Source organism: Brachybacterium sp. AOP42-C2-15, from assembly GCF_052377065.1.
Lineage (GTDB): Bacteria > Actinomycetota > Actinomycetes > Actinomycetales > Dermabacteraceae > Brachybacterium.
Map to the genome: position 1 here is coordinate 1 of NZ_JBQSWK010000103.1, position 1,344 is coordinate 1,344.

The 1,344-nt window shown below is 65.3% G+C and carries 1 protein-coding gene and 1 other annotated feature; the gene reads right to left on the reverse strand.

Features of this window, described 5'->3' with window-relative positions; genetic code table 11:
- Positions 1-30 precede the first annotated feature (30 nt).
- Positions 31-1,289 (reverse strand): IS3 family transposase gene (locus ACT3SQ_RS19210; protein WP_443337303.1). Its coding sequence is split into 2 segments (ribosomal slippage): positions 31-1,007 and positions 1,007-1,289, totalling 1,260 coding nucleotides; the frame shifts between segments, so codons are not numbered across the junction.
- Positions 880-1,008, reverse strand: a sequence feature (AL1L pseudoknot). (Overlaps the previous gene by 129 nt.)
- Positions 1,290-1,344 lie beyond the last annotated feature (55 nt).

Here is a 1,344-nt window from a genome sequence, read left to right on the forward strand (position 1 = left end):
TGTCAAGCCCCGGTTTTGGTGGAGGGTCGGTTATCTGGCGTTGAGGGTCTCGGGGAGCGGTTCGGGAACGGTCGTGGAGGAGGCGTCGCGGAAGGCCTGCGGTGTGAGACCGCCGAGCGAGAGATGGGGCCGGAAGGTGTTGAACCAGTGGACCCATTCCGCGGTCGCGATCTCGACGTCGTCGATGCCCTTCCAAGGACCGAGGTTCCGGATGACCTCGGCTTTGAACAGCGAGTTCAGGGCCTCGGCCAGCGCATTGTCATAGGAATCGCCGCGTGAGCCGACCGAGGCGACCGCTTCTTGCTCGGCCAGGACCTGCCCGTAGCGGATCGCCCGATACTGGACTCCTCGGTCGGAGTGATGCACGAGCCCACTGAGGTCTGCCCCCTCGCGTCTGCGCAGGTAGATCGCCATGTTCAAGGCATCTAGAGCGAGCTCGGTATGTAGCGAGCGAGACGCTCGCCAGCCCACGATCTCCCGGTTGAACACGTCGATCACGAACGCGACGTAGACCCATCCGGAGAACGTGTGGACGTAGGTGATGTCCGCGACCCACAGCTGGTTCGGCGCGAACGCGCTGAAATGGCGGTCCACCAGATCTGCCGGGCAATCCTCCCTCGGCGCGGATCTCGTCGTGTTCGGTGCCTTCTTCCGGCGGATCCCGTGGAGACCGAGGTCGCGCATCAGGCGCTCGGTCGTGCAGCGCGCGACGTGCCCGCGCCCGAGGCGATCTTCTTCACGGTTGAGCACGATGTGCATCTTCCTCGCGCCGAACACGCGGAGGTTGTCGTGGTGAACCTGCGCGATCTCCTCCTTGAGGACCTCGTCCCGGCGTGCCCGGGCAGACGGCTCGCGCTGCTGGCGAGCGTAGTAGGTGCTCGGAGCGATCTGGACGCCTGCTTCTCGCAGGGTCGTGCAGATCGGCTCGACTCCGAACTCTTCCTTGTGCTCGTCGATGAACGAGCAGGTCACCTGGAGGGGCGGTCGAGCTCCGCCGCGAAGAAAGCCGACGCAGACCTCAAGATCGCGTTCGCGCGCCGAAGCTCGCGCACTTCCTTCTCGAGCTCGACGAGCTTCTGCGCATCGTCGGTGGTGGTGCCCGGGCGGGAGCCGGCATCGATCTGGGACTGACGGACCCAGCCGCGCAGGGTCTCGGGGTTCACGCCGAGCTGGTCACCGACCCGGCGAAACACTCCCCGCTGGGAGCCGGGATCCTCCTCGAGGAGGTCCAAGACCATCCGGATCGCTCGCTCTCGGAGCTCGTCGGGATACTTACGTGGTGCGGCCATGAGGGTGAAGTCCTTTCCGTGGCTTCAGTCCCTCCATCATCCCCGGGGTGAATCA